Origin of the sequence: Streptomyces sp. NPDC051738 (assembly GCF_044453205.1) — a bacterium.
Taxonomy (GTDB): Bacteria; Actinomycetota; Actinomycetes; order Streptomycetales; family Streptomycetaceae; genus Streptomyces.
The window spans coordinates 330,490-348,605 of record NZ_JBITCM010000002.1 but is presented as its reverse complement, the minus strand read 5'-3'; the positions used below and the strand labels follow the sequence as shown (position 1 = coordinate 348,605).

The 18,116-nt window shown below is 71.9% G+C and carries 20 protein-coding genes; 8 read left to right on the top strand and 12 right to left on the bottom strand.

All coding sequences use genetic code 11. From position 1 onward, the window contains the following. Positions 1 to 71: 71 nt before the first annotated feature. The 3 genes from ACIA8X_RS06195 (at position 72) to ACIA8X_RS06185 (ending at position 2,564) form a co-directional block, all read left to right on the top strand. Positions 72 to 686, top strand: a complete 615-nt coding sequence (locus ACIA8X_RS06195) for a TetR/AcrR family transcriptional regulator (RefSeq protein ID WP_393451798.1) — start codon at positions 72 to 74, stop codon at positions 684 to 686. Continuing rightward, positions 683 to 1,093 (top strand): DUF6069 family protein, encoded by a 411-nt coding sequence (locus ACIA8X_RS06190; protein WP_393451795.1) that lies wholly within the window; start codon positions 683 to 685, stop codon positions 1,091 to 1,093. Before ACIA8X_RS06195 ends, ACIA8X_RS06190 begins: the two co-directional genes overlap by 4 nt. 142 nt (positions 1,094 to 1,235) lie before the next feature. Then, positions 1,236 to 2,564, top strand: a complete 1,329-nt coding sequence (locus tag ACIA8X_RS06185; RefSeq protein WP_393451792.1) for a glycosyl hydrolase — start codon at positions 1,236 to 1,238, stop codon at positions 2,562 to 2,564. Here the strand turns inward: ACIA8X_RS06185 and ACIA8X_RS06180 are convergent. Genes ACIA8X_RS06180 through ACIA8X_RS06145 form a run of 8 tightly spaced genes read right to left on the bottom strand, consistent with a single transcriptional unit; the run spans position 2,561 to position 12,105 of the window. Then, positions 2,561 to 3,688: a GNAT family N-acetyltransferase gene (locus ACIA8X_RS06180; protein ID WP_393451789.1), complete on the bottom strand. Its 1,128-nt coding sequence runs from the start codon at positions 3,686 to 3,688 to the stop codon at positions 2,561 to 2,563. The two genes, ACIA8X_RS06185 and ACIA8X_RS06180, sit on opposite strands and share 4 nt — an antisense overlap. Continuing rightward, positions 3,685 to 4,347 carry a lipopolysaccharide biosynthesis protein gene (locus ACIA8X_RS06175; protein WP_393451787.1) on the bottom strand — a complete coding sequence of 221 codons (663 nt, stop codon included), beginning with the start codon at positions 4,345 to 4,347 and terminating at the stop codon, positions 3,685 to 3,687. The genes ACIA8X_RS06180 and ACIA8X_RS06175 overlap by 4 nt, the downstream gene beginning before the upstream one ends. After that, positions 4,344 to 5,486 carry a glycosyltransferase gene (locus tag ACIA8X_RS06170; RefSeq protein ID WP_393451784.1) on the bottom strand — a complete coding sequence of 381 codons (1,143 nt, stop codon included), beginning with the start codon at positions 5,484 to 5,486 and terminating at the stop codon, positions 4,344 to 4,346. Before ACIA8X_RS06170 ends, ACIA8X_RS06175 begins: the two co-directional genes overlap by 4 nt. Continuing rightward, positions 5,483 to 6,316 carry a polysaccharide deacetylase family protein gene (locus tag ACIA8X_RS06165; protein WP_399457854.1) on the bottom strand — a complete coding sequence of 278 codons (834 nt, stop codon included), beginning with the start codon at positions 6,314 to 6,316 and terminating at the stop codon, positions 5,483 to 5,485. Before ACIA8X_RS06165 ends, ACIA8X_RS06170 begins: the two co-directional genes overlap by 4 nt. Further along, entirely contained in the window at positions 6,306 to 8,105 is a 1,800-nt protein-coding gene (gene murJ, locus ACIA8X_RS06160; RefSeq protein WP_399457853.1) for a murein biosynthesis integral membrane protein MurJ, read from the bottom strand. The genes ACIA8X_RS06165 and murJ overlap by 11 nt, the downstream gene beginning before the upstream one ends. Beyond that, on the bottom strand, positions 8,102 to 9,493 hold the full coding sequence (locus tag ACIA8X_RS06155; RefSeq protein WP_399457852.1) for an O-antigen ligase family protein: 1,392 nt from the start codon (positions 9,491 to 9,493) through the stop codon (positions 8,102 to 8,104). Before ACIA8X_RS06155 ends, murJ begins: the two co-directional genes overlap by 4 nt. A gap of 6 nt (positions 9,494 to 9,499) precedes the next feature. Next, positions 9,500 to 10,969 (bottom strand): exopolysaccharide biosynthesis polyprenyl glycosylphosphotransferase, encoded by a 1,470-nt coding sequence (locus ACIA8X_RS06150; protein ID WP_399457851.1) that lies wholly within the window; start codon positions 10,967 to 10,969, stop codon positions 9,500 to 9,502. A 20-nt stretch (positions 10,970 to 10,989) separates the two neighbouring features. Beyond that, entirely contained in the window at positions 10,990 to 12,105 is a 1,116-nt protein-coding gene (locus tag ACIA8X_RS06145) for a glycosyltransferase (RefSeq protein WP_399457850.1), read from the bottom strand. A gap of 362 nt (positions 12,106 to 12,467) precedes the next feature. On the opposite strand from ACIA8X_RS06145, the gene ACIA8X_RS06140 reads away from it, so the two are divergent. Beyond that, on the top strand, positions 12,468 to 12,773 hold the full coding sequence (locus ACIA8X_RS06140; RefSeq protein ID WP_393452092.1) for a hypothetical protein: 306 nt from the start codon (positions 12,468 to 12,470) through the stop codon (positions 12,771 to 12,773). A gap of 416 nt (positions 12,774 to 13,189) precedes the next feature. Here ACIA8X_RS06140 and ACIA8X_RS06135 read toward each other — a convergent pair whose 3' ends face one another. From ACIA8X_RS06135 to ACIA8X_RS06120, 4 genes are all read right to left on the bottom strand, one after another. Further along, on the bottom strand, positions 13,190 to 13,510 hold the full coding sequence (locus tag ACIA8X_RS06135) for a hypothetical protein (protein WP_393451766.1): 321 nt from the start codon (positions 13,508 to 13,510) through the stop codon (positions 13,190 to 13,192). Positions 13,511 to 13,571: 61 nt separating this feature from the next. Continuing rightward, positions 13,572 to 13,892, bottom strand: a complete 321-nt coding sequence (locus ACIA8X_RS06130) for a hypothetical protein (RefSeq protein ID WP_393451763.1) — start codon at positions 13,890 to 13,892, stop codon at positions 13,572 to 13,574. 62 nt (positions 13,893 to 13,954) lie between these two features. Beyond that, complete coding sequence (locus ACIA8X_RS06125; RefSeq protein ID WP_393451760.1) at positions 13,955 to 14,290, bottom strand: hypothetical protein; 336 nt, start codon at positions 14,288 to 14,290, stop codon at positions 13,955 to 13,957. A 343-nt stretch (positions 14,291 to 14,633) separates the two neighbouring features. Beyond that, positions 14,634 to 14,906, bottom strand: coding sequence for a hypothetical protein (locus ACIA8X_RS06120; protein WP_399457849.1), 273 nt, complete (start codon positions 14,904 to 14,906; stop codon positions 14,634 to 14,636). A 383-nt stretch (positions 14,907 to 15,289) separates the two neighbouring features. Between ACIA8X_RS06120 and ACIA8X_RS06115 the strand changes: the two genes are divergently transcribed. The 4 genes from ACIA8X_RS06115 to ACIA8X_RS06100 all read left to right on the top strand — a co-directional run bounded on the left by ACIA8X_RS06115 (position 15,290) and on the right by ACIA8X_RS06100 (position 18,051). After that, positions 15,290 to 16,003 (top strand): beta-glucanase, encoded by a 714-nt coding sequence (locus ACIA8X_RS06115; RefSeq protein WP_393451755.1) that lies wholly within the window; start codon positions 15,290 to 15,292, stop codon positions 16,001 to 16,003. Beyond that, positions 16,000 to 16,620 carry a vitamin K epoxide reductase family protein gene (locus ACIA8X_RS06110; RefSeq protein ID WP_393451752.1) on the top strand — a complete coding sequence of 207 codons (621 nt, stop codon included), beginning with the start codon at positions 16,000 to 16,002 and terminating at the stop codon, positions 16,618 to 16,620. The genes ACIA8X_RS06115 and ACIA8X_RS06110 overlap by 4 nt, the downstream gene beginning before the upstream one ends. Positions 16,621 to 16,709: 89 nt before the next feature. After that, positions 16,710 to 17,207 carry a tyrosinase cofactor gene (locus tag ACIA8X_RS06105; RefSeq protein ID WP_393451749.1) on the top strand — a complete coding sequence of 166 codons (498 nt, stop codon included), beginning with the start codon at positions 16,710 to 16,712 and terminating at the stop codon, positions 17,205 to 17,207. Continuing rightward, entirely contained in the window at positions 17,191 to 18,051 is an 861-nt protein-coding gene (locus ACIA8X_RS06100) for a tyrosinase family protein (protein WP_393451746.1), read from the top strand. Before ACIA8X_RS06105 ends, ACIA8X_RS06100 begins: the two co-directional genes overlap by 17 nt. The last annotated feature ends 65 nt before the right edge of the window (positions 18,052 to 18,116 follow it).

Below are 18,116 nucleotides of genomic sequence, written 5' to 3'. Positions count from 1 at the left end.
CAGCGGGAACGTGGGCGGAGTGAGTACTCACTCATTGACGGAGTGAGTACTCACTCCGTACTCTTGTGGTCATGACGGCATCCGAGGAGAACCAGACCACCACCCGTCGCCGCGCCCCCGGCATGTCGCCGGAGCAGCGCCGCGAAATGATCATCCAGACCGCGATCCCGCTGATCGCCGAGTACGGCGCCGCGGTCACGACCGCGAAGATCGCCCGCGCCGCGGGCATCGGAGAGGGCACGATCTTCCGGGTCTTCGCCGACAAGGACGAACTGCTGCAGGCCTGCGTGGCCGAGGCGCTCTCCCCCGAGCACGCGGTCCGCGAGCTCGACGCGATCGACGTGTCCCAGCCGCTGCCCGACCGGCTCGCGGAGGCGGCCGAGGCGCTGCAGGCGCACATGTCCAGGATGGGCGCGATCATGGGCTCGCTGGGGCATCGCGGCGGCAAGCACCCCGGCACGGTGCGCGGCGCGGGCCGCGCCGAGTCGACGACCCGTATCCGTGCGGCCCTCGCGGAGCTGCTGGAGCCCGAAAGGGCATCCCTGCGCCGACCGCCGGAGCAGATCGCGGCCCTCTTCTTCGGGCTGCTCTTCACCCAGCCGCGTACGGACGACGAGCCCGACCTGACCCCGCAGGAGCTGGTGGAGGTCTTCCTGCACGGGGCGCTCTCGGGGGGCGCCAAGTGAGCGCGCGGAGACGCCGCCTGGGGGTTACGGCCCTGGCAGTTCTGGCCCCCGTCCTGGTGTGGCTGGTCGCGGACCCACTGCTGGGGAACCGACTGCGGATCGCCGACGGCGAGCAGACGCTCGACATCGGCGCCGTGCCCGTGGCGGTCGTCGCCCTGCTCGCGTCGCTCTCCGGCTGGGGACTGCTGGCCGCCCTGGAGCGGTTCGGGGTGCGGCGCGCCCGTGCCATCTGGACCGGGGTGGCCGGCGCCGTACTGGCCGTGTCCTTCCTGCCGTTCATCGGCGACGGCATGGACGGCGACACCCGGGTCTCCCTCGCCCTGATGCACCTGGCGGTGGCGGCGGTGCTGATCCCGGGGCTGGGCGGCAGGTCGCCCGGGGCGGAAGCCGGTGCCGCCAGGGGGTGACCGCCGGCACCAAGTGCGCAGGGACCGTTCGCGGTCACTCGTCAGGGCGATCCGCACCCGGGCGGCGTACTCGATTGATGTATTGGGCGTATATATGACCATGTGTCACTAGACGGGAGGGAGCTGCCCAGAAGGAGGATGCATGGCCCCTGAACACCGCCGGTCCCGCCTGAGGTGCCTCAGGCGGCTGGCGTTCATCACGGCCGGAGTCGTCACGTCCGCGGCTCTGACACCGGGCCCGGCCTTCACGGCCGACGCCGCATCCCGTCCCGACCCGCCGAGCCGCCCCACCATCGCGACGGCCCCGTCCCCCACGCCCCCACGCGCCACCCACGCCCCGCCGGCAGCGGCGAAGCGCGACCCCGCGTTCGGGGCGTACCTCCACTACGGGCCCGTCGGCCTGCAGCGCATGAAGCAGCTCAGCCGCTGGCTCGGCGGGCACGAACTGCGCGTGGGGCACACCTATCTGCCGGGGGACGCCTGGAACAACATCGAGGGCGCCCACGGCTTCCTCGACAGCTGGGCCAAGTGGCGCAAGGAAAAGGCCGACCGGCTGCTCGTGCTCAACGTGCCGATGATGGAACGCAACGAGGAGAACGTCCCCGACTGGACCGTCAGAAAGCTGCTGCGGAGCGCCGCGTCCGGCGCCTTCGACGACCACTTCGAGGTGCTGGCCGAGCGGCTGGTCGACCTGGGTGTGCCGGACACCGTCATCGTGCTCGGCTGGGAGATGAACGGCGTCACCTACACCCACCGCTGCGCCCCCGACCCGGACACCTGGAAGCGGTACTGGCAACGCATCGTCACCGTCATGCGCTCGGTCCCCGGACAGAAGTTCAGGTTCGACTTCGCCCCGAGCCGGGGCATGGACGCGGTTCCCTGGCCGGAGTGCTATCCGGGCGACGAGTACGTCGACATCCTCGGCATGGACGCCTACGACCAGCCCAGCGGGCTCGACTTCGACGAGCAGGTGTCCGAGCCCTACGGCCTCCAGCACCACGTGGACTTCGCGCGCAAGCACCGCAAGCCGATCTCGTATCCGGAATGGGGCCTGTTCCGCAACGGCGACAACATCACGTACATGCTGCGCATGCTCGCCTGGATGGACGAGCACAAGCCGCTGTACAACACGATCACGGACTACTGCCCGCACGGCATCTGGCTGTGCTCCGACAACCCCCGCGCCTCCGCCCTGTACCGCGTCCTGCTGTCCAGCCCTCATCTGCCGCGGCCGGAACCGGGGCCGTCGGCCCCCGCCCCGACCGCGCCCACGGATCCCGCCAAGCCGAAGCCCACGTCGACACCGAGGCCGAAGCCGACAGCGGAGTCGGACAAACCGTCGACGCCGACGGCCCAGCCCTCCAAGCTGCCCCAGTGCACCCCGCTGGACCTCGCGAAGTGGCTGGAGCACCGGATCGGCGGCAAGCTCACCGTCTGCCTCCAGTGGGCGAAGCGCGAGGACAGGTCCTAACGGTGATCCGCGGCACCGGGGTTCCCGCGCAGGACCTGCTTGGCCCGGTGACGCGCGGCGGCCTCGCCGGCCGCCAGGGCCAGCAGCGGGAGGGTGCGGCGCCGGGCGAGCAGGAAGCGCTGGTTGGTGACGGACTCGGGGTGCCAGCGGTACTTGTACGGTTCGTCGCCGCGCAGCAGGCTCAGGACCCGGTGCGGCCGCCAGTCTCCCTCGGCCCCGGACGCGAGGTGTTCGGTGGAGGCGTGCAGCAGCATCGCCGCCACGTCCACCTTCTGCTCCCGCAACCGCGGGTGGAAGCCGTACAGATACGTGCCCGCCATCTCCCCTGACAGCAGATTCAGATTTACGGCCACGACCGCCCCGTCGAGCAGGAACTCCGTCACCGCCGCCTGGCCGGACCGGGCCATCGGGACCACCGACCGGACCAGGTGCTCCAGGAACCGCGGCCGCTCGTGCTCCGCCGACATGTTCCTGCCCTGCCACTGGAGCCGGTGCAGTTCGAGGAGCCGGCGCAGTGCGCCCTCGGTCTCGTCATGGCCCACGACACGCCACTCGACGCCGAGCCGGACGATCCGCTTCACCTTGTTGCGGACCCGCTGGGCGTGCCGCGACGACAGCCGCCCGACCAACTCGTCCACAGGCACGGCGGGCAGCTCCAGGCACACGGAGTCACGCGTCCGGTGCCGCGGGCCGCGCCAGCAGAGGTAGACCCGCTCCATCGCGCCGCCCGGCCGCACCTCACGGAAGTCGATGAGGGCGGTGCGGGCCAGCTCGGCCAGGGCGTCCGCCAGTGCCCAGGCGCCCTGCGCGGCCACTTCGCCGTCGACGAGGACATCGCAGAAGTCGGTGATGGCACCGCCGATCGGCACCAGCGCCGGCAGCGGGCGGTGTTCGCGCATCAGCGGTGCCGCCGCCACCAGTTCACCGCCCCGGCGCACCAGGACCAGCCGCAGCCTGTCCGGCCTGCCGTACGACAGCCACCACGAGTGCAGCCAGGCGTGGCTCTGGAACGGCGTCGCCGACGGGCACGCCCGGTACAGGCGTTCCCACTCCCCGGCCAGCTCCGCGAAGGCGCGCTCATCGGTGCACACCTCCACGGACAGCGCGCGGCCGGTCGCGGTCATCCCAGCGTCCCGTGGGCTTCGGCCGCGCCCGCCGGGCCGGGCACCGACGCCCGCGTCTGGTCGTCGTCCTCGGACCGCCGCGGCCGGGCCAGCAGGACGAGGCCGCCCAGCAGCCCTCCTGCGCTCGCGCCCACGAGCGAGGTCAGCGCCGGTGACGCGGACGACGGCTCGCCGGGCGTCAGGGCACGGGCCAGCCGCTCCAGCCGGATGCCGGTCGCGTCCTTGGTGTGGTTCGCCTGGGTGACCAGCGCGTGGGAAACGGCGTTGGCGATGTCGACGGCCTCGCCCGGGCGCGACGACGTCGCCGACACCGCGACCATCGGCGCGTCCGGCGAGGTCGCCACCTGCACGCTCTCGCGCAGCGTCGCGACCGGCACGCCCGCCCACACCGGCGCGTCCCCGAGCTCCGCGAGCTGCGCGGCCACCCGGCCGTACGCCTGCGCGAAGCCGAGCGCGTCGGTGTAGCCGGCGTCGGTCTTCCCGGTGGGCACGGCGACGACGGAACTCGTCGCCGTGTACTGCGGCGGCCTCAACTGGCCGTACGCGCCGCCGACCACAGCACCGATCAGCACGCCGGCCGGCAGCCACCACCACAAGGGCCGCCCCCTCAAGCCCACACGGTCGAACAGCGCCGTACCCGGAGCGGGGTTGTCTGTCATGAGGAACTCTTTTCCGAGGTCGGGCCGGACAGAGCGGCCGTGTACACATCCATCAGCTGCCGGGCGGTGCCCGCGATGTCGTAGCGGTTGACGACGTCCGGGACGGTCCGCTCGCCCGGTCCAGCCGCCAGCAGCCGCAGCAGTGCGCGCGCGTACGCCCCGGCGCCGCCCGTGACACGCCGGGCACCGGGCACCGCGTCCGGCGGCAGGTCCTCGACGGCGGGGCAGCTCGTGTACAGCACGGGCAGCCCCGCGGCCAGCGCCTCCACGACGGCGAGGCCGAAGGACTCCTCCGGCGACGGTGAGGCGAGCACGTCCATCGCGGACAGCAGGGCGACCAGGTCGGGCGATTTGTCCCCGGGTTCGGGCAGATACGGCCGCTCGCCGGTCAGCACCACCCGGTCCGCGACCCCGAGCGCCCGTGCGGTGCGCCGCAGCGTCTCCTCCTCCGGGCCGCCGCCGACCAGCAACAGCCATACGTTGATGGGCAGCAGGGCCAGCGCCCGGAGGAGCAGGTCGAAGCGCTTGCCCGGGGTGAGGCGCCCCACACCGCCGACGACGTACGCGTCCTCCGGCAGCCCGTGGAACGCCCGGGCCTCCTTGCGGCGCGCCTCGTCGTACCGGAACCGGGGCGCGTCGATGCCGTTCGGGATGACCCGGATGCGCTGCCCGGGCACGCCCCAGTGCCGCAGCCGTTCGGCCACCGTCGGGGAGACGGCCACCGTGGCGCGGCCGAGCCGCTCGCCGGCCAGGTACAGCGCGCGCACGCCCGCGTTCAGCGGCCGGCCCTCCAGCCGGGTGTCGCCGATCGAGTGCTCGGTGGCCACGACGGCCTTGACTCCCGCGAGCCGTGCGGCGATACGGCCGTACAGACAGGCCCGGTACAGATGGGTGTGCACGAGGTCGTAGCCGCCGGTGCGGATCAGCTCGGCCAGGCGGGGGACCGCGCGCAGGTCGCGGTTGCCGCGCATCCCGAGGTGGGTGACGTTGACACCGTCGGCGGTGAGGCCGGCGGCGACCTGGCCGGGGTTGGTCAGCGCCACCACGTCGCACTCCGCGCTCAGATGCCGCAGCAGCAGGCGCAGTTGCTGCTCCGCCCCGCCCGCGCCGAGGCCGGTGATGACATGCAGGGCTTTCACGCCGCCTCCAGTGCGCGACCGTAGAAGCGGGCCAGGCGGCGCTTCAGCTCCAGCCGTACGGCGGTGTCCGCCTTCCCGATGTGGATGCGGGGCAGCGCGAAGTCGCCGCAGCCGGACGGGCCGGGGGAGATCGCGCAGGCGTAGCGGTAACCGGCCCGGCGCACCGCGTCGGCGGCACGCTCGTCGAGGTAGCCGTACGGATAGCAGAAGCCCTCGACGTCGTCGCCGATGACGGCGGCGAGCCGGTGCCGGCTGTCGTCGACCTCGCTGCGCAGCACGTCGTCGGTGGCCTTGGTCAGATCGACGTGGGTCAGCCCGTGCGAGGCGACCTCCATGCCCGCGGCTACGGCACAGCGGATGCCGGCCACGTCGAGCAGCGGCTTGCGCGGGCCGATCGGCTCCCAGGTGTTCTCGCCGCCGAGCAGCCCGGGCAGCACGAACACGGTCGCCGTGAAGCCCCGGCGGCGCAGCCTGGGCAGGGCGGCGGTGACGAAGTCGGTGTACCCGTCGTCGAAGGTGAGCCCCACCAGGCCGCGCTCCGTGCCCCGGGCGCGCGCCGCGAGGAGCTCCCGGACGCTCACCCCGCGCAGACCGCGGGCGGCCATCCAGGCGAGCTGCCGTTCGAGGCGGGCGGGTGTGACGGTGACGTTGTACGGGTCGTCCGGGCAGTCCGAGACGGAGTGGTACATGGCCACCCAGGCGGCGGAACCCCGCTTGGGGCGTCCACCCACGGTCGGTTCGGGAACGGGAACGGGAACGGGAACGGGGTCGGGAACGGGGGCGGGAACGGGTTCGGCCGTGCTCGGCGCGGCGGATGTGTCAGCGACCATGGCGCAGCTTTCGTGTGACGGAGCGATGGACGGAGTGCGTGACGGGCGCCAGGAGGGACCGGACGCCCGCCGCGTCGAAAATCCAGGCCAGCAGCAGGAAGACGGCGGCCACGCAGACGCAGCCGGCGGCGACGGACACCGCGGGCGAGGCGAAGAGCCCCGCACCGGCCAGCCCGGCTCCGGTGGCGCACACGGTCGCGCACACCGGTCGGGCCAGCGCGGCGACGACCCGGCGGACGCGCACGGGCACGGTGCGCGGACCCAGGCCGTGCAGCAGGAGCAGCGCCGTGACGGTGATGCCGGCCGCGTTGGCGCCGGCGATACCGCGAGCGCCCCAGGGCTGGACGGCCCAGGCACTGAGGGCGACGGTGGCGAGCGCGCCCGTGACCATCGCGCCCAGCGGGTACCAGGTGGTCCGGCCGGCCGAGAAGTACGACATGACGAGCGCCCCCACCAGCGTGTGCCCGAGCAGTCCGGCCGCGTAGACCCGCATGACGGCGGCGGTCGTGGCGGTGTCCTGCGCCGTGAACGCGCCGCGCTGGAAGAGGAGTTGGACGATCTGCGGCGCGCAGGCCACGACCACGGCGGCGCCGAACAGCACCAGACAGGCCGTCAGCACGAGATCCCGCTCCACACGGTCCCCGGCCCGCCGTGTGTCGCCCTCGGCGATGGCCCGCGCCACCACCGGGAAGGTGACGACGCACACCATCAGCGCCAGCGACATCGGCAACTGGGCGACCTTCTGGGCGTAGTTGAGATGCGAGATGGCACCGGCGGGCAGCCCGGACGCGAAGTACCGCTCGATGAGCACCTGCGACTGCCGGCACAGCGCGAAGAGCAGGACCGCACAGACGAGCCCGAGCGCCAGGGTCTGCGTCGGAACCGGCGCCTGCCGGGCGGCGTCCGCATGCAGGCGGACATCAGCCGGTGCCGCCGCCCCGCCGTACACCTCCGGTCCCCGGGACCGGCCGGGCCGCCCGGCGATCCGCCGCCACAGGAAAGGTGCCTGCAAGGCGGCCATGAAGCACCCGCCCAGAGCGACACCGAGAGCGGCGGACCGCACACCCCAGTGCCCGGTCAGCACGAGCATCGTGGCGATGATCGTGGCGTTGTACGCGATGTAGATGGCGCCCGGGGCGACATAGCTGCCGTGCGCCCGCAGCGCCGCACCGCAGTACCCGGCAAGACCGAAACTCAGCACGCAGGTCGCGGTCAGCCGGGTACAGGACACCGCCAACGACGGGTCGGGCAGACCGGGCGCCAGCACGGAGACCAGCAACGGCGCCCCGGCCACGAGCACGGCGGCCGTACCGGCGAGGACGAGACACAGCCGCGGCAGCGTGGCGGCGACCAGGGCGTGCACGGGGTCCGGACCCCCGATCCCGCGCGCCCGCCGCGCCAACGCCACACTGAACGCGGGCACGAGCACGAACGCCATCCCGTCCTCGATCAACAAGGTCGACGCCATCTCGGGCACCGTCCAGGCCACCAGAAACGCATCGGTATCGGCCCCGGCCCCGAAGAGATGCGCAAGCACCTGATCCCGCCCGAGCCCGAGCAGCGCCCCGGCCATGGACAACGCGGCGGAGAGCAGGGTTGCCCTGGCGAGGAAGCGGTTCGAGGGGGTGCTCGGGCGGGGGGTGGGTGCTGGGGTGGGGCTGCCGCCGGCCAGGATCGCAGCGTGTACGTCGGTCGGGTGCTCGGCGCGCAGGTCCTCGACTGCGGGCCCGCCGTCCACCCCAGGCGTGTGCCCCGCGGCGTCGCCGGTCGCCGTCGGCCGGGAGCTCATCGTCGGTCCGATTCCGCGGCCGGGGCCCGCGTCTCGTCGCCGGAAAGTGCCCACCAGGCGGCGAGGCCGAAGCAGATGGCCGTCAGGACGGTGGAGGGGCCGCCGATGTCGGCGTACAGGAAGTTGACGAGCTGCCACAGCAGCAGCCCGCACGCCGGGAGCGCGCAGTCCCGGGCGTGTCCAGCCCGCCTGCCCTGCACGCCCCGCCGCAGTCGGCGTGCCGCGCACACCAGCAGGGCCAGCCAGCCGCCCGCCACCGTGAGCAGCCCCAGCAGGCCCTGCTCGCTGAGGATCAGCAGGTACATGTTGTGCGGGGAGAGCAGGGGCTGACGTCGGAAGGCCTGGCCGGCCCCCTCCGTGTCGCTGCCCGACGACAGCGCGAGCGAGGCATGGCCGTCCCGGTGCGCCGGAAACGCCTTCAGCCCCACGCCCGTCACCGGGTTCTCGCGCCACATGCCGGCCGCCGCCGCCCACAGCGTGTACCGGTCGACGACCGACTGGTCCGGCGCGTCGGCGACCTGCGTGATGCTGGTCAGCCGCTCCTGCACCGCCGCCGCACCCACACCGAGCCCACCGACCAGCACGACGGACACCGCGACCGCCGCCGCGAACACCTTCGCCGCCCGCCGCACCCCGGCCAGCAGCAGCTGCGCCCCGCAGACCACCGCCGTGGCGATCCAGGCGCCCCGGCTGAAGGACAGCGCGAGCGGCACGAGCAGCGCCAGCGCACATCCGGCCGCCACAACCCTCCCCCACCCTTCGGGCGGGGGTACCCCCAGCCGCCGCGCCCGCGTCCCGAGGGCGAGACCGGTCGCGGCCACCACCCCGCACGAGACGACGTTCGCCATCCCCATCACGTCGGACGGCCCGAACGTACCCACCGCCCGGATGTCGGCGCCCTGATACAGCGCCCCGGTCCCGGTGAGGTACTGGTGCACCCCGATCGCCCCCTGCCACACCGCGAGGCCGACCAGGGACCACAGCACCAGCCGCGCGTCCCGCCGGCCGCGCACCAGCAGCAGCACCGCGACCGGGACGAGCACGAACACCTGCAGATAGCGGGCGAAACCCGTGATCGCGTCGCCGGTGCTCGCCGCCCCCGCCGCGGCCACCGCGATACCCACCACGGGCAGACCGAGCACGACCGCCGCCGTCCGCGTCAGCGGCCGCCGCGCCCGCCGTGCCGTGTGCACGACGGCCCACACGACGACCAGCCCCGACACGGCGTCCGCGGCAGTGAGGCCGCTGTCCGGCGCGACCGGCAGCCCCAGCAGGACGACGACCGCCACCACCGGCAGCACGGCCAGGACCGAGCGGACCGAGCAGGCCCGGCGCAGCGTCGGCAGCGGCGGTACGAGCGGGGCGGCGACCGCCGGGGGAGTGCTCACCGGCGCTCAGCTCCCCGTCGGCCGCACGAACTGCGCCGCCGTGCGCAGCAGGATGCAGACGTCCTGCCACAGCGACCAGTTGTCGATGTAGGCGTTGTCGTAACGGCACCGGTCCTCGATCGAGGTGTCCCCGCGCAGCCCGTGGATCTGGGCGAGCCCGGTGATCCCGGACCGCATCCGATGCCGCGCCGGATAGCCCGGATGGGCCTGGCTGAACTTGGCGACGAAATAGGGCCGTTCGGGCCGCGGTCCGACCAGGCTCATGTCACCGCGGCACACGTTCCACAGCTGCAGCAGCTCGTCCAGCGAGGTGCGACGCAGGAAGTGGCAGAACCGGCTCATGCCCTGGTCGTTCGCCACGCTCCAGCGGGTCGCCGCCTCGTGCGCGCTGGCGGGCCGGTGGGTGCGGAACTTCAGCATGGTGAACGGCCGCCCGTCCTTGCCGATCCGCTCCTGCCGGAACACCACGCCGGGCCCGTCCATGACCCGCAGCGCGAGCGCGCACACCAGCAGCACCGGGGCGGCCAGCACCAGCAACGTGCCCGAGAGCACCACGTCCAGCACCCGCTTGCCCACCCTCCCGCCCCGCCGCCCCCTGCCCGGCTCCAGCGACCTGCACGAGAAACCGGCCAGCAGCTCCGCCCGCTCATGGCGCCCGCGCAGGCCGTACGACGGCGTGTCCGCGTCCTCGGCCAGCTCCCACAGCACACAGCCGTACCCGGCGAGCCCTCGCAGCACGGCGGCCTGCTCCACCCGGGTGGCGGCCCCCACGACGAGTACCGCCTCCACACCGTTCTGGATGAGCGCCCGGCGCGCGTCCTGCGCCGTGGCGAGCACCGGCAGTCCGGGCTCGTCGTCGGTGTCGCCGGGGACCTCCGGGCCGTCGGCGACGAGACCCACCGGACGGACCCCGCACTCCGGGTGGCGCAGCAGCGCGGCCGCGACGCCCCGGGCCGCCGTGAGCGGACCGACCACCAGGGCGGGACTTGGCCGGCGCCGCAGCACCCGGCACCGGTACCCGTGAACCACCGCGCGGGCCACGCAGGCCGCCAGGCAGTGCACGGCGAAGGCGGCGGCCGGCACGGTCATCGGGAGCGACCCCAGCGGGGACAGCGCCACGACCGCCGCCCAGCCGACGGCGATCCGGGCGCAGAGGGCCGGGAGTTCGTCGAGGACGCCGGGGACGACGGAGGCGCCGTACAGCGAGGCCCGGTGGTTCAGGCCGAGCACACCGAGGGCCAGCAGGGCGAAGACCAGCGGGTACCGGTGCGCCGCGGGCACGGCCAGGGCGGCCGGCAGGACAGCGGCGCCGTCGACGAGCCACAGGACTGCCTGTGATGCCGCCCGCGGACGGGCCCCCCACCCGGCCGGCGTCCGGCGTCCGGCGGCGCGGCCGCCCGGGGCGGAATCGGAGAAGGCGCCTTCCGGCACCCGCTGCGGCCCCGCGGGCGAGGCGACGGTACTTTCCGCGGTCATGTAGTGAGGCACTTCCTGCTCTAGTGGGATACGACAGGCGTGGCAACGACGCCGAGCAACTCGCGATACAGGTCGATGACCGCGTCCGCGGCGCGCCGCAGATCGTGTGCGACGAGCACATGCGCCCGGCCCTGCGCGCCCAGCGCCGAGCGCAGCGGCTCGTCCCGCAGCAGCGCCGTGAGCGCCCGGGCCAGCGCGCCGGGATCCTCCGGCGGCACCAGGCAGGACGGCTGATGGGAGGGCGGCAGGCTCTCGCGCGCCCCGTCCACGTCCGTGACGAGGACCGGCCGGTCGCAGGCCATGGCCTCCAGCGGGGCGAGCGCCATGCCCTCCCAGCGGGACGGCAGGACGACGACGTCGGCGGCCCGGTACCAGGGGGCGACGTCGGACGCGGCGCCGGCGAACTCCACCGACGCGGGCGCACCCCGGCGCAGCAGCTCCGCGTCCGGCCCGTCGCCGACCAGCACCAGCCGGGCACCGGCCACTCGCCGCACCACTTCGGGCCAGGCCCGCAGCAGCACGTCCTGCCCCTTCTGACGGCACAGCCGGCCCACGCACACGACGAGCGGCCCCGCCCCCGACCGCGCGCTGTCCCCCTCCGGACGGAACCGTCCGGTGTCGACACCGTTGGGGACCACCCGCCAGGAGGCGGCGATTCCGCATCGCTCCCCGGTGCGCCGCTCGGCGTCGCTCACGCACACCACGCGCGTCGCCCACCGCGCCCCGAACCGCTCCCAGCCCAGCGCCAGCCGCGCGACGACACCGTCCGCGGCCTCGAACGACCAGGCGTGCGGCTGGAAGACGGTGGGCAGCCGGCCGTGCACCGCGAGCCGGGCCGCGAGCCCCGCCTTCGCGCTGTGCGCGTGCACCAGGTCCGGCCGCACGTCGCGCACCAGCCGCGCCAACCTCCGTACCTCGTCCGGGAGTCGGGGCCCCGGCGAGCGGGTCGCGTCCCAGCGCAGCGTGGTGCATCCCGACGCGCGCAGGGAGTCCGTCAGCGTGCCCCCGTGCGGACAGGCCACCGTCACCCGCAGCCCCGCGGCCACCTGCGCCGCCACCAGGTCCGTCACGACCCGGGCGACACCGCCCTCGACGGGCTGGGCGACATGCAGGACGTGCGGCGCGGAAATGCGCATGACCGAGGCTGCCCTTCCGAAGAAACGAGTCCGAACCTGCAAGAGGGTCTGAGGGTCAACCGGCTTTCTGGATCCAGGGGATGAGCGGCACCAGACACTTATCCATATTTAACGGTCGTAGGGTCGACCGTGCCGGAATGGCGGCGCGTTCCGACTTGATTCCCGAGTGATGTCACCCGTTCGGTCGGTACAGCGGGTCTTTTCGTATGAGTTCCTGGAAGTTGTCCGCGGCAGAGTTTCCAGACCGTCCCGGTGTCGTTAGCCCAAGAGAACCGAGACCGACTCACTCACGGCGTCTGTGGAATGAAATCCCTTTCGCTGAACGCGAGTTACGGAAGTCGAGTCCCCAGGAAAGGAACATGATGAAGAACCTGAAGGCTGCCGCGGTTGTCGCCGGCTCCCTCGCCGTTGCCGGTGTCGCCGGGCCCGCCGCCGCGGTGGACATGCCCGCGACGGGCCTCGTCGACAACGGGAAGTCGGTCGCCCGCAGCCTCCCCTCGGCCGCCAAGGTGCCGACGGGCTACGTGGGCAACAACGTCAGGACCACGGCGGACGGCGTCAAGCAGGGCGTGAACAAGACGGGCGTGGTGAAGACCCCCGTCATCGGCGGCACCATCCCGAACCCCGTCGACGGCAAGCTGCTCGGCGGGCTCCCGATCAACAGGTAGGCGATCCCCGCTGGGCGATCAGGCAGGCGACTCGTTCCTCGACTTCGTCGCCCGTCGGCTCGATGTTCAGGGTCGGCTCCGCACTCCGCGGAGTCGGCCCTTCGGCGTTCTCGGGGGCGGAGGGAGCGTAATTGCCTTTGTGTGTTTCCCTGTTGGGGCCTCGCCAGGGAATCGTTGGGCCAAATGAATGAAGCGGGGTGACCATACGGGTTTCAGCGCCGTTGGTCCAAGTGAATCGGCGCTTACTTCCTCCTTGTCGGCGCTCTCTCTGTGGGCCCTGTCCGCACTCCCATGCGGACAGGGCCCACGCCTTTTCGTGCGGAGATCTCCGGGCGCAGGGTGCGGAGATCTCCGCACAAAAAGGCCGATGGCGGCCCACCGGGTTTCCGGCGGACCGCCATCGGTCGAAGGACTGCTCAGAAGAGAAGGCCACCGACGTACGAACCGGGCTGCTGCTGGTTGACCGTGCCGGTGTTGCAGGAGGCGTAGTGCGAGTTCGTCGCGACGACGCCGCCGAGGACGGAACCGTTGGACCACGGGGCGAGGCAGCGACCGTCGACCAGGGTGCCGTTGACCACGGCGATGCCCTGCTGCGGTTCGTTCACGACGACCGGGGCCGACGAGAAGCCGCTGCCACCCTTGACCGTGGTGACATCGCTGTCGGCGGAGGCGGTGCCGCCGGCCGCCAGGACGATGCCCGCGGCGATGGCGGAAATGGCCGTAACCTTGTTACGCATGAGCTGAGCCTTTCCGGGCTGCGTTTGGGATTGACCTGATCCGGTTTGCTGGGACCAGGAGTCAGAAGAGGAGGCCGCCCTTGTAGTGGCCGGTCTGCTGCTGGTTGACCGTGCCGGTGTTGCAGGAGGCGTAGTGCGAGTTCGTCGCGACGACGCCGCCGAGGACGGCTCCGTTGGACCACGGGGCCGCGCAGCGGAGGTCGACGGCGCTGCCGTTGACGATGAGAACGCCTTGCTGGGGCTCGTTCACGACGACCGGGGCCGTTGAGAAGCCGCTGCCTCCCTGGACGGTGGTGACGTCGCTGTCGGCGGCGGCGGTGCCGCCGGTCGCCAGGACGATACCCGCGGCGAGAGCGGAAATGGCCGTAACCTTGTTACGCATGAATTGCCCCTTTCCGGGCTGCGTTGGGGGGTTCACCTGCTGCGAATCGCTCGGAGCAGAGGTCAGAAGAGGAGGCCGCCCTGGTAGTGGCCGGTCTGCTGCTGGTTAACCGTGCCCGTGTTGCAGGAGGCGTAGTGCGAGTTCGTCGCGACGACGCCACCGAGGACGGATCCGTTCGACCACGGGGCGAGGCAGCGACCGTCGACCAGGGTGCCGTTGACGATGAGAACGCCTTGCTGGGGGGCGTTCACGACGACCGGGGCCGACGAGAAGCCGCTGCCGCCCTTGACAGTGGTGGTCTTGCCGTTGCCGTCGTACTCACCGGCAGAGGCAATGCCGGCGCCGGCGACGACGGTGCTGAGGGCGAGGGCCGTGATGACCGCGAACTTCTTGGGCAACTTGGTTCCTTCCTGAATTCACGGTTGCGCACGCTTACGAAAAGGAAACCCGTATATGCACGCATAAGTCACGGTGGGAACAATCAAACGTGGACAGATTCCTTCGGATGGCGCAACGTGACGTGCCAGACGCCCACTCAGATTTAGTCCGAGTTACCGAAGTTGTCGGAGAAATGGCTCGGTTCCGGGTGTCGTGCGAGGCTGGCCGGAACCGGCGCCGACATGCGTCCGGCCCACCGGCGGAGTGCGGGCCGGTGGGCCGGAGTGGTCGTGCGCGGGTTGCCGAGAACCGGATCAGAGTCTCAGAATTCCGGGGCCAGGGACTCGTACGGTTGCCGGGTCGTCACTTGGGAAGGAAGGAACCGAAACCGGCGGCGGTCGGCGCCTTCAACGGGCGCACCTGGACGGCGCCACTGCCGGCCGGGTTCCTCACCGGAATGGTGGGCCGCTTGGCGGCGTCCGGGTCCATTCCGTCCAGGTAAACGCCGGACAGTCCTCCCGCGTTCTTGCTGTTCTTGTCGAAAGCGCTGCCCTTCGCGATCGAACCGTCGCGGGCCAGCCGCGTCACGGTGTCGGTCGCCGGCAGGATCGCCGGGCTCACCTTGGACGGAGACACGAGACCGAGCGGACTGGCCGCGACCCCCGATCCGCCCGTGGACGCTCCGGTAGCGGCCGCCGCCGTGACGGCGGAACCGCCTACAAGACCCGCACCGATGGCCAACGCCGCAGTGGTGAAAACTGCCTTCTTCATCATTCACCTCGCTTGAAAGTACCTCTGATCCGACGGTTGGAGAACATAGCAGGACACGGCACCCGCAAAAGCGACGCGTTGCTCCATACGCATGAAAATCGCTGGAGTGAAGAATGGAATGCACAGAGGCATTCGGAGGGATTGACGGCTGGTCGGCGAAACGGCTGATCATATGGTGCGTCCGGCCTAATTCGATCGCCTGCGCGAGTTGAATCAGAAAAAGCGGCGCGTGGCCTACCCTCGCCGCCATGACCATCGACACCGCCACGTTCACGCCGATCTGGTCGGAGGAATTCGACGCACCGATCGAGTGGGGCGCCATCTGGGTCGGCGATCGGACCAGCGCCTACCGCTACTGCGATCACAACCCGGACGACAACAAACTCGACTGGCTCGACCCCGCCTGTGTGACCGTCTCCGGCGGTGTGGCCACCTTCACCGCCACACCGGACGGCCGCACCCTGGAGAACGGCATGCAGGCCTGGCGCACCGGGCTGCTCACCACCGAGTACTCCGCCGAGGGCTTCCGGGTGCGGACCGGGGACCATGTCGAGACCCGCGTCAAACTGCCCTCGGGAACCGGGGCTTGGCCCGCGCTGTGGACCTGGAGGGACGGCGGGAACGAGGTCGACTCCTTCGAGTACCACCCGGACAACCCGAACCTGCTGGAGCTGTCCAACAACGTCGCCTGCGCGTCGACGTACCACTCCGACGCCGACGCGATCGCCCCGAACCGGTGGGTGACCGTCGGCACCACCTACGGCGCGCGTTGCGTCGAGTGGTACGTCAACGGCGTACGCGTCTTCTCCGACGGCACCGGCGTGGGCGACGACTGGTCGGCGTATCCGATCCTGAACCTGTCGCTGAGCGCCGGTCAGTGGCACCCGGCGCCCTGCGATACGGCGCCGATCACCTTCGCCGTCGACTACCTCCGCGTCTACCGCGAGGCCGCCCGGTGGTGACCCCGGCCCCCGCCCCTGCCCCGGCCCCCGACGCACCGCCGACCACGGGCGGCGGCCGTGCGTTCGCCCTGCTGCTGGTGCTCACCGGGGCGGCCGGGCTGCTGGCCTCCTGGGTCATCACCCTCGACAAGTTCAAGCTGTTGGAGGACCCGGACTTCATTCCGGGGTGCAGCCTGAATCCGGTGCTGTCCTGCGGCAGCGTGATGGAGAGCGACCAGGCGGAGGCCTTCGGGTTCCCCAACCCGATGCTGGGGCTGGTGACCTACGCCGTCGTGATCGGCGTCGGGGTGAGCCTGCTCGCCGGGGCCGCCTTCCCGCGCTGGTACTGGCTGACCTTCGAGGCCGGCTGCCTCTTCGGGATCGGGTTCGTCTCCTGGCTGCAGTTCGAGTCGCTGTACCGGATCAACGCCCTGTGTCTGTGGTGCTGCCTGGCCTGGATCGCGACGATCGTGCTGTTCTGGTACCTGACGTCCTTCCTCGTGCGGGGCCGCCTCCTGCCCGCGCCGGGCCCGGTGCGGACCGTCTTCGCGGAGTTCACCTGGGTGCTGCCGGTCCTGCACATCGGGATCGTCGGGATGCTGATCCTGACCCGTTGGTGGGACTTCTGGACGGGCTGAGCATGCACCGTATGGCCGCTTCAGTGGTGACCGTGAGGCACCCCGGACGGTTACTCGTACGAACAGCCGAACCGTACGAGGAGTGAGCGATGGCCGTCAGTGCAGACGGAGTGTCGGTGGGTGCGGTGCAGGGGGCGGGCACCCGGGGGAGCAGTGAGCCGAAGCGGCGGACACGGCGGGAGGTGGCGCGGCTGCTGCTCGGCTCCGGAGCCGTGGCACTCACCCCGGTGCTCGCCTCCTCCCGGCCCTCGGAGTCCGCCGTCCGGCAGCGACCCGCCGACATCCCCTTCGACGAGACCTACCGCGGTCGCCGGATCCAGGGCACGCCGCTTCCCCTGCAGGGCCTCAGCGTCCTCGGCGCCGACTGGCGCGTCACCGTGGACGGCAATCCGCTGCATCTGATGCGCCGGGCCGACGGCACCTGGCTGAGCATGCTCGACCACTACAGCGGATACCGGACCCCGCTGGAGGCGACCCGCGCGGCCGTCGACGAACTCGGTCCCCGCCGGCGGCTGCGCGACCTGGCCCCCGGGCCGTTCGGCGGCGGGCACCTGCACGGGGAGGCCGAGCATGGTGTACGTGCGTAAGAACGTGACCAGGCTGACGGCCATCGAGAAGCGGCGGTTCGTCGAGGCGCTGCTCGAGGTGAAACGCAGTGGTGAGTACGACGAGTTCGTACGGCTGCACATCAGGCACTTCCGCGGCGACGGCGAACGTGGCCTGCGCGCCGCCCATATGACGCCCTCCTTCCTGCCCTGGCACCGCATGTTCGTGCTGGACATGGAGAACGCCCTGCGCCGCGTCGACGACTCGGTGACGGTGCCGTACTGGGACTGGACCAAGAACCGTTCGGCCACCTCGGTGCCGTGGACCGCCGATCTGCTCGGCGGGAACGGGCGGCGCGGGGACCGGCAGGTGATGACGGGGCCGTTCGCCTACCGGACGGGCTGGTGGCCCATCCGGGCGGGTGTCACGGACGACCGGTTCCTCACCCGGGACCTGGGCCGCTCCCGCGATCCGATCAACCTGCCCACCAAGGCCGATCTGGACCGGGCGCTGAAGGACCCCGTCTACGACGTCTCCCCGTGGGACTCCACGGTCACCAAGGGCTTCCGCAACAAGATGGAGGGGTGGGGCCCCAGCAGCAACCCCTGGCTCAACCACAACCGGGTGCACCGCTGGGTCGGGGGCGCCATGCTCGGCGCCGGGTCGGTCAACGACCCAGTCTTCTGGCTGGTCCACGCCTTCGTCGACCTGCAGTGGCAGCGCTGGCAGCAGCGCCACCGCGTCCACCGCTACCTGCCGGAGCGGCCGCCCGTCCGGGGCAGAGGGCGGGGCGGCCGGATCGTCGCCCGGCACGAGCGGCTGCCGCCGTGGGACATGACCCCGGACGAGCTGGAGGACGTGTCCGAGATCTACCGGTACGCCTGAGATCCGTCCCGCGCACCCGGCCTCCCCGGAAAATCGCTCAGCCCTGCGGCCGGCCTCGACTAGCC

Bases quoted from the DNA above. Each gene is read 5' to 3' on its own strand.
- ACIA8X_RS06195 (WP_393451798.1), top strand. From the start codon at position 72: ATGACGGCATCCGAGGAGAACCAGACCACCACCCGTCGCCGCGCCCCC.
- ACIA8X_RS06185 (WP_393451792.1), top strand. From the start codon at position 1,236: ATGGCCCCTGAACACCGCCGGTCCCGCCTGAGGTGCCTCAGGCGGCTG.
- ACIA8X_RS06180 (WP_393451789.1), bottom strand. From the start codon at position 3,688: ATGACCGCGACCGGCCGCGCGCTGTCCGTGGAGGTGTGCACCGATGAG.
- ACIA8X_RS06175 (WP_393451787.1), bottom strand. From the start codon at position 4,347: ATGACAGACAACCCCGCTCCGGGTACGGCGCTGTTCGACCGTGTGGGC.
- ACIA8X_RS06165 (WP_399457854.1), bottom strand. From the start codon at position 6,316: ATGGTCGCTGACACATCCGCCGCGCCGAGCACGGCCGAACCCGTTCCC.
- murJ (WP_399457853.1), bottom strand. From the start codon at position 8,105: ATGAGCTCCCGGCCGACGGCGACCGGCGACGCCGCGGGGCACACGCCT.
- ACIA8X_RS06150 (WP_399457851.1), bottom strand. From the start codon at position 10,969: ATGACCGCGGAAAGTACCGTCGCCTCGCCCGCGGGGCCGCAGCGGGTG.
- ACIA8X_RS06145 (WP_399457850.1), bottom strand. From the start codon at position 12,105: ATGCGCATTTCCGCGCCGCACGTCCTGCATGTCGCCCAGCCCGTCGAG.
- ACIA8X_RS06140 (WP_393452092.1), top strand. From the start codon at position 12,468: ATGAAGAACCTGAAGGCTGCCGCGGTTGTCGCCGGCTCCCTCGCCGTT.
- ACIA8X_RS06135 (WP_393451766.1), bottom strand. From the start codon at position 13,510: ATGCGTAACAAGGTTACGGCCATTTCCGCCATCGCCGCGGGCATCGTC.
- ACIA8X_RS06130 (WP_393451763.1), bottom strand. From the start codon at position 13,892: ATGCGTAACAAGGTTACGGCCATTTCCGCTCTCGCCGCGGGTATCGTC.
- ACIA8X_RS06115 (WP_393451755.1), top strand. From the start codon at position 15,290: ATGACCATCGACACCGCCACGTTCACGCCGATCTGGTCGGAGGAATTC.
- ACIA8X_RS06105 (WP_393451749.1), top strand. From the start codon at position 16,710: ATGGCCGTCAGTGCAGACGGAGTGTCGGTGGGTGCGGTGCAGGGGGCG.
- ACIA8X_RS06100 (WP_393451746.1), top strand. From the start codon at position 17,191: ATGGTGTACGTGCGTAAGAACGTGACCAGGCTGACGGCCATCGAGAAG.